Annotated in this window: 9 protein-coding genes; 8 read left to right on the top strand and 1 reads right to left on the bottom strand. The window is 74.1% G+C overall.

Annotated features, from left to right (window positions below; genetic code table 11):
• The first annotated feature begins 92 nt into the window (after positions 1–92).
• Positions 93–896 carry an IclR family transcriptional regulator domain-containing protein gene (locus ACH9EU_RS06870; protein WP_396413199.1) on the top strand — a complete coding sequence of 268 codons (804 nt, stop codon included), beginning with the start codon at positions 93–95 and terminating at the stop codon, positions 894–896.
• Positions 893–1,741 (top strand): GmrSD restriction endonuclease domain-containing protein, encoded by an 849-nt coding sequence (locus tag ACH9EU_RS06865; protein ID WP_396413198.1) that lies wholly within the window; start codon positions 893–895, stop codon positions 1,739–1,741. Before ACH9EU_RS06870 ends, ACH9EU_RS06865 begins: the two co-directional genes overlap by 4 nt.
• Here the strand turns inward: ACH9EU_RS06865 and ACH9EU_RS06860 are convergent.
• Positions 1,738–2,073 carry a hypothetical protein gene (locus tag ACH9EU_RS06860; RefSeq protein ID WP_396413197.1) on the bottom strand — a complete coding sequence of 112 codons (336 nt, stop codon included), beginning with the start codon at positions 2,071–2,073 and terminating at the stop codon, positions 1,738–1,740. The genes ACH9EU_RS06865 and ACH9EU_RS06860 overlap by 4 nt on opposite strands.
• Positions 2,074–2,220: 147 nt before the next feature.
• On the opposite strand from ACH9EU_RS06860, the gene ACH9EU_RS06855 reads away from it, so the two are divergent.
• From ACH9EU_RS06855 to ACH9EU_RS06830, 6 genes are all read left to right on the top strand, one after another.
• Positions 2,221–2,691, top strand: a complete 471-nt coding sequence (locus ACH9EU_RS06855; RefSeq protein ID WP_396413196.1) for a hypothetical protein — start codon at positions 2,221–2,223, stop codon at positions 2,689–2,691.
• Between the two features lie 91 nt (positions 2,692–2,782).
• Entirely contained in the window at positions 2,783–2,926 is a 144-nt protein-coding gene (locus ACH9EU_RS06850; RefSeq protein WP_396413195.1) for a hypothetical protein, read from the top strand.
• A gap of 218 nt (positions 2,927–3,144) precedes the next feature.
• Positions 3,145–3,786: an NAD(P)H-binding protein gene (locus tag ACH9EU_RS06845; protein WP_396413194.1), complete on the top strand. Its 642-nt coding sequence runs from the start codon at positions 3,145–3,147 to the stop codon at positions 3,784–3,786.
• Between the two features lie 217 nt (positions 3,787–4,003).
• Positions 4,004–4,474 (top strand): hypothetical protein, encoded by a 471-nt coding sequence (locus ACH9EU_RS06840; RefSeq protein WP_396413193.1) that lies wholly within the window; start codon positions 4,004–4,006, stop codon positions 4,472–4,474.
• Between the two features lie 144 nt (positions 4,475–4,618).
• Positions 4,619–6,052: an aldehyde dehydrogenase family protein gene (locus tag ACH9EU_RS06835; RefSeq protein ID WP_396413192.1), complete on the top strand. Its 1,434-nt coding sequence runs from the start codon at positions 4,619–4,621 to the stop codon at positions 6,050–6,052.
• Between the two features lie 193 nt (positions 6,053–6,245).
• Positions 6,246–6,593 (top strand): hypothetical protein, encoded by a 348-nt coding sequence (locus tag ACH9EU_RS06830; RefSeq protein WP_396413191.1) that lies wholly within the window; start codon positions 6,246–6,248, stop codon positions 6,591–6,593.
• Positions 6,594–6,619 lie beyond the last annotated feature (26 nt).

Genomic DNA, 6,619 nt, shown 5'->3' with positions numbered 1-6,619 from the left:
CGGCACCTCCAGGAGGTGCCGCCCCCGGCGTCTCGCGTTCCGGGACCCGGTGACCGGAAGGGGCACGAGGATGGGGAAGAATGAGAGGTCCTATGACGTCATCACCTGAGAACCACTCGTCCCCGGGCGAGGCGCGCGCCGCGTCCGTCGTCTCCAACGCCATCAGCGTGCTGCGCTGCTTCTCCGTGGACGAGCCGTCGCTCGGGGTCACCGAGATCGCCGGCCGCGTCGGTCTGCACAAGAGCACGGTCTCGCGCATCCTCGCCGTCCTGGAGCAGGAGGAGCTGGTCGCCCGGGACTCGCAGACCCGGCGGTTCTCCCTGGGACTCGGCCTGATCTCCGTGACCGGCCCCCTCCTGGCGGACCTGGACGAGCGGCGGGTGGCCTACCCCGTGCTGCAGACCCTGGCCGAGCAGACGGGCGAGACCAGCGCGCTGATGCTCTGGAACGGCGTCGAGTGCGTGTGCGTGGAGCAGATCCCCAGCCGCCGCCAGATCAAGCACACGTCACCCCTGGGGGTGCGCTTCAACACCGCGCTCAGCGCCTCCGTGCAGGTCTTCCTCGCCGTCCAGCCCGCCGAGCGCGTGCGGGCGCTCGTGCTCGCCGGAACGATCGAGCACCCCGACCCCACGGAGGCCGGCATCGCCGACTACCTGGAGAACCTGCGCCGGGTCCGCGACGAGGGGGCGGCGGTGAACTACGGGCGGACCGCCGTCGACGAGGTCGCGGTGGCGGCGCCCGTGCACGACCACCGTGGCGAGCTCGTCTCCGCCGTGATGGTCGCCGCGCCCCGCTACCGCGTCAGCGAGGATCAGCTCGCCCTGCTCGTCGACGCGTGCCGCCACGCCGCGGACGAGGTCTCCCACCGGCTCGGTGGCACCGCCCGCAGGCCGTGACCCCGCGCCCGGCCGCGCGAGCGGGTGGCCGGCCGGGAGTTCCGCTCACGGTCGCGCTGCTCGCGCTCGGCCTGCTGGCCGGCTGCGGGCCACGGCCCGTCGAGGACGTCTCCCCCGCCGAGCAGGCCCTGGACGGCCTGTCGGTCCGGCCGGCGGGACCAGGAGAGGGCTACGACCGGCTGGACCGGTTCGGGGCCTGGGCCGATCCCGACGGCAACGGCTGCGACGCCCGCAACGACGTCCTGGCCCGCGACCTCACCGGGGAGGTCGTCGACGACGGCGGCTGCACCGTCCTCTCGGGCACCCTGGAGGACCCCTACACCGGGGACACGATCGACTTCCAGCGGGGGGTGCTGACCTCGGCCGAGGTGCAGGTGGACCATGTGGTGGCGCTGTACGACGCGTGGGTCTCGGGCGCCGACCGGCTTCCGCGGGCGGAACGCGTCGCCCTCGCCAACGACCCCCTGAACCTGCGGGCGGTGGACGGGCCCACCAACGGGGAGAAGTCCGCGGCGAACGCCGCGGCGTGGCTGCCGCCCCGGCAGGAGTTCCGGTGCGAGTACGTGGCCGTCCAGATCGCCGTGAAGACCCGGTACGGGCTCTCCGTGACCCCTGACGAACGGGACGCCATGGCCGGGGTCCTGGCCGGGTGCCCCGGCCAGGCGCTGCCCGACGCCCGAGCTGCCGCGCCGGAACCCGCCGGGCCCTCCACCGCGGCCGGGGTGTACTACGAGAACTGTGCGGCGGTCCGGGAGGCCGGTGCGGCGCCCCTTCGCTCCGGGGACCCCGGCTACCGCCCCGCGCTCGACCGCGGCGGGACGGAGGGCGTGGCCTGCGAGGGCTAGCCGGACCGGGCGGGGGCTGCTCCGGGGTCCGCCTCGCCACGGCGGGAGTCCCCCGCCGCCTCTTCCCGCGCCGGCTCCCGCGGCGGCGCGGCGGGCCAGCCGGCGCCCGGGGTGCGCGGCACACCGGCCTCGAACGCCCGCCGGACGGCGGCCGCCTGCTCCTCGGGCCCGGCGTGCTCGGCCTCCGCGATCACCGTGGCGAAGGCCTGGGTGTCCAGGACCAGCTCCGTGATCGTCTCGGGCGAGTCCAGGCACCAGCCGTAGGCCGTCGGGTAGTCCACGGTCCGTCCGTTGGCGGTCACGGTCCCGTGCTCGTCGATGTCCACGCTCATGCGTCCTCCTCGGGGCGGCCCGCTCCTGTCCGGGGCGGATCCAGGGCGAGGGTAACCCACCGGGCGCGGGGAACGGGGCCCGCACGTCCCCCGTCCGCTGACGACCTGTCGTCGGCCGGCGTCGCCGCTGCTCTCTAGACTGGGCGGGTGCAGGCATGGCTGGAGTCCCTCCCCCTCGGTGCCGGGATCCTCTTCTTCTGGGCCGTGGGCGTCGTCCGCACCACGGTCGTCTTCGTCCTGGGCCGCCTGGCGGTCCGGGGCGGGCGGCGCGTCGACCGGGTCCGCCGCGTCATAGACACCCCCGTCTACCGCCGGGCCGAGCAGTTCGTGAACCGCTGGGGCGTCCTGGCCGTGCCCGCCTGCTTCCTCACCGTGGGGCTGCAGACCGCCGTCATCCTCACCACCGCCGTGACCGGCATGCCCCTGCGCCGCTGGATCCCGGCGATGCTCGTGGGCACGCTCATCTGGGGTGTGGTCTACGGGACGGTCGGCATGGCGGTCGTGTGGGCGTGGCTGGAGCAGCCGTGGGTGGTCGCGCCCGTCGTCGTCCTGCTCGCCGTGCCGGCCGCGCGCACGATCGGGGCACGGCGCCGCTCCCGGCGGTCCGCGACCCGCTGAGCGTTCCCTGGCCCTCCCGTCCGAATCCGCCCGGCGTGGCCGGATCGGACGAACGTCGGGTGGTGTCGCCGGCGCGCCGCTCACCGAACCGGTGGAGGGATCCCTGGATGCCTCCGGGGCCGTGACCCTGCCCGACGGGCAGTGCACGGCGGTCGTCACGGTCACCCGTCTGACGGGGCTCACGGGCACGAGCACCGTGCAGTTCGCCGTCCAGGACGGCCACCTGGTCGGCTGACCGGCACGACCCGAGCGGTCCTCGCAGCGTCCCGGGGAGGGACGGGAACTCGTGGATCTCCGGCTCCGTCGCCTCCGCCGTCCTGTCCCCTTAACAGCCGATCCCCTGCCCCATGAATTTGCATTAGCATTGCCACATAGTCACGGGGGTGGCTCAAGCAGGGCGTCCTCCCGGCCCGCTGACGGGCCGGGAGGACGATGAGCAGGGGGGACAACATCATGCGGGTAACCGTGTTCGGCGCCGCGAGCGCGCTCGGCCGCCACGTCGTGGAGGACCTGGTGTTCCGCGGCCACGAGGTCGTGGCCCATGCGGACGCGTCCGCGCCGGTGCCGGGCGGCTGGCCCGGGGAGGTGGCCGTGGTCCCGGGCAGCCCGGCGGACCCGGCGGTCGTCGAGGCCGCCGTGGCGGGCAGCGAGGCCGTGATCAGCGTCCTGGGTCCCGACCGGACGGGCGTACCCGCCCACGCGAGCCTTGCGGAGTGCACACGGCAGATTCTCCGGGCCATGGAGCGCCACGGGGTGCGCCGCTACGTGGGCCTGGGCAGCTGCCGCTCGCTCGGTCCGCAGGAGCGGCTGTCCCTGCTCGAACGGGCCCCGCTGCACCTGGCACTCCTCGCCCATCCCCGCGGGCACCGGGAGATGGCCGGGGCCGTGGAGGCGGTCACGTCCTCCGGCCTGGACTGGACCCTCGTGCGCTGCCTCCTCGTGCACGGCGGGCAGCCCCGGGGGCTGAAGCGCGTGGGGCTGTTCGGCCGGGACGAGGTGGGTCCGTGCGCGACCCGGGCGGACGTGGCGCGGTTCCTCGCCGGCCAGATCCTGGAGCGCCGCTACATCGGCGCCGCCCCCGCCGTCAGCGGCTGAGGCGGGGACACAGCCCCGCCCCCCGGGCCACGCCCCGGGCACCGCCCGCTCGTCCGGCCCGAACCGCCGCGTCCTCGGCGGCCCCGCGTGGGGACCAGGCGCCCTGTGGGCTGTTGTGTGGACAGCGGGCCGAATTACCGACTCATCAGTAGCACGTATGCTGATGAATAGATCTTCCGGTCTGCTTCTCCCCCCACCCCCAGGAAGCGAGACGGCGATGACCTCCACCGACCTGACCGTGCACGCCCGGCTGCTGCGCGACACCCTCTCGGCATCCGGTCTGTGCGTGGACCGCTTCGAGATCGTCGACGACGTCGCCGAGTTGGGACTGTCCTTCCGGCAGGACGCCCTGGCTCACGCCCTGGCCTCCGAACTGACGGCGACCGGCGGGCCCGCCGACTGGGAGGACCCCGACGCACCGCTGGACGAGGGCTCCCCGACCTGGGCCTACGCCGCCGGCATCGCGGCCCTGCTGCACCACGGCTACTTCAACCAGGTGATCCTGGCCCGGCACGAACAGGAGCTCGAGGACCTGCTGGCCGAGCACGGCCACGCCGGCATCCCCGTGACGGCCACGGCCGCCTACGGCGCGGCGGACCTCATGCCCGTCTACCGACAGCTCAAGGCCCGCCACCTCGGGCAGCTGCAGGCCTCGGACGGCGAGGACGTGACGCCCCTGTCGACGTGATCGTCAGGCCCGGGCCGCGGACGGTCCGGTGCAGCGGCGCCGATCGCGCGCTGAGCGACAAGAGCCGTGCTCTCCCGGACAAGGCGTCCCGATGTGCCCTGGATCACCATGGAAGGAGCATCCGCCCGCCCCGAAGGAGCCACGATGAACCGCACCACCGTCACCGCCCCCACCACCGGCTGCGCCGAACTGCTCGCCGCGATCACCGACCCCTCGGGCCGGGAGATTCTCGACCCCGCCACCGGGGAGCTCGTCGGTCGGGCCCCCGAGTCCACGGTCGCCGACCTGGACCGCGCCCTGGCCGGGGCCCGCGAGAAGCAGCCGGAGTGGGCCGCCGTCCCGGACGCCGAACGCTGCGCCGTGCTGCACCGGGCCGCCGACGCGATCGAGGCGGCCGCGCCCGCACTCGCGGAGCTGCTCTCCCGGGAGCAGGGCAAGCCGGTCCACAACGGCCCCAACGCCCTGTTCGAGGTGGGCGCCGCCGCCGCGTGGCTGCGGGCCACGGCGTCGTTGCCGCTGGAACCGGAGACCCTCTTCGACGACGAGTCGGGTACGGCGGTGCTCAGCTACGAGCCCGTGGGCGTCGTCGGCGCGATCAGCCCCTGGAACTGGCCGATCATGATCTCGGTGTGGCAGATCGCCCCCGCCCTGCGGATGGGCAACACCGTGGTGGCCAAGCCCTCCGAGTACACGCCGCTGTCCGTGCTGGCCCTGGCACACGTCCTCGCCGAGGCGCTCCCGGAGGGCCTCCTCACCGTGGTCCCGGGCGGCCGGGAGGTCGGCGCGGCGCTCTCCGGGCACCCCGGAGTGGACAAGCTGATGTTCACGGGCTCGACCGCCACGGGCAAGGCCATCATGCGCTCGGCCGCGGACTCCCTGACGCGGCTGACCCTGGAGCTCGGCGGCAACGACGCGGGCATCGTCCTCCCGGACGCCGACGCGAGGGCCATCGCCGAGGGCCTGTTCTGGGGCGCGTTCATCAACACGGGACAGACCTGCGCCGCCCTCAAGCGCCTCTACGTCCACGAGGACGTCTACGACGACGTGTGCGAGGCGCTGACCGAGGTCGCCGCCGCCATGCCGATGGGCGAGGGGCGGGACGAGCGCAACGTGCTGGGCCCGTTGCAGAACCGGGCCCAGTTCGAGATCGTCGCCGGGCTCGTCGAGCAGGCGCGAGCCGGCGGCGGCCGGGTCCTGATCGGCGGGAACCCCGAAGAGAACCGGCCCGGCCACTTCTACCCGACCACGCTCGTGGCCGACCTCGACGACGACAACCCCCTGGTGACCCAGGAGCAGTTCGGGCCCGCCCTGCCGATCGTGAAGTACTCCTCGGTCGACGACGCCGTGCGCATGGCCAACCGCCTCGACGCGGGGCTCGGCGCCTCGGTCTGGAGCTCGGACGCCGACCGTGCGCGCGAGGTCGCCGCCCGCGTCCGGGCCGGCACCGTGTGGATCAACAAGCACGGCGCGGTGGATCCCCGCATGCCGTTCGGCGGGATCAAGGGCTCCGGCTTCGGGGTGGAGTTCGGCGTGGAGGGCCTCAAGGCGCTCGGCGTGCCGAAGGTCGTCGCCTTCTGAGCCCGTCCCGCCCGGGGGAGGGGACGGCCAGGCCGGGTCCCCCGGGGGCGGGACGGTCACGTTCCCGCAACCTTCCGGAATCCCTGGTGCTTTTGCAAATCAGCGGGGTAGCCTTCGAGCCACACGGCGACCTCCGCCGTGTCCTGCCGCGCATCCGGGGGATGACGGCACGGGGGAAGAACGGGGAACTGCGATGAAGAGAACACTCGCTGCCGGGGTTGCTGTCGCGGCGCTGCTGCTGGGACCACTCGCCGGCACCGCCTCGGCGCACGATCACGAAGAACCCCCGCCGGGACCGCCGCCGGCGCACAACCACATGCTCGTGCTGGGCCTGCAGGTCGACGCGCTCGGCAATCCGGTGGGCTTCCGCAAGTGCGTCGACCTCGCGGGCGGCCAGGCACTGGACATCAGCGTCCACCACCGGACGGTGCACACGGGCAAGGCGGGTGCGGCCCTGCGGAAGGCCGGTCACGCGGTCGTCCCGGCGGCTCCGCTGACACCGTTCCGGAACTGCGCCGACCTGGAGGCGGCGTTCGGCTAGGACAACGCCGCCACGGCACGGCCGGC

Origin of the sequence: Kocuria rhizosphaerae (genome assembly GCF_044462265.1) — a bacterium.
In the GTDB taxonomy this organism is placed as follows: domain Bacteria; phylum Actinomycetota; class Actinomycetes; order Actinomycetales; family Micrococcaceae; genus Kocuria; species Kocuria rhizosphaerae.
Note: the sequence above shows the minus strand (reverse complement) of the source record. Positions and strands in the feature narration are given on the sequence as shown.

Coding starts and splice junctions, on each gene's coding strand:
- ACH9EU_RS06870 (WP_396413199.1), top strand. CDS start 93: ATGACGTCATCACCTGAGAACCACTCGTCCCCGGGCGAGGCGCGCGCC.
- ACH9EU_RS06860 (WP_396413197.1), bottom strand. CDS start 2,073: ATGAGCGTGGACATCGACGAGCACGGGACCGTGACCGCCAACGGACGG.
- ACH9EU_RS06845 (WP_396413194.1), top strand. CDS start 3,145: ATGCGGGTAACCGTGTTCGGCGCCGCGAGCGCGCTCGGCCGCCACGTC.
- ACH9EU_RS06840 (WP_396413193.1), top strand. CDS start 4,004: ATGACCTCCACCGACCTGACCGTGCACGCCCGGCTGCTGCGCGACACC.
- ACH9EU_RS06835 (WP_396413192.1), top strand. CDS start 4,619: ATGAACCGCACCACCGTCACCGCCCCCACCACCGGCTGCGCCGAACTG.
- ACH9EU_RS06830 (WP_396413191.1), top strand. CDS start 6,246: ATGAAGAGAACACTCGCTGCCGGGGTTGCTGTCGCGGCGCTGCTGCTG.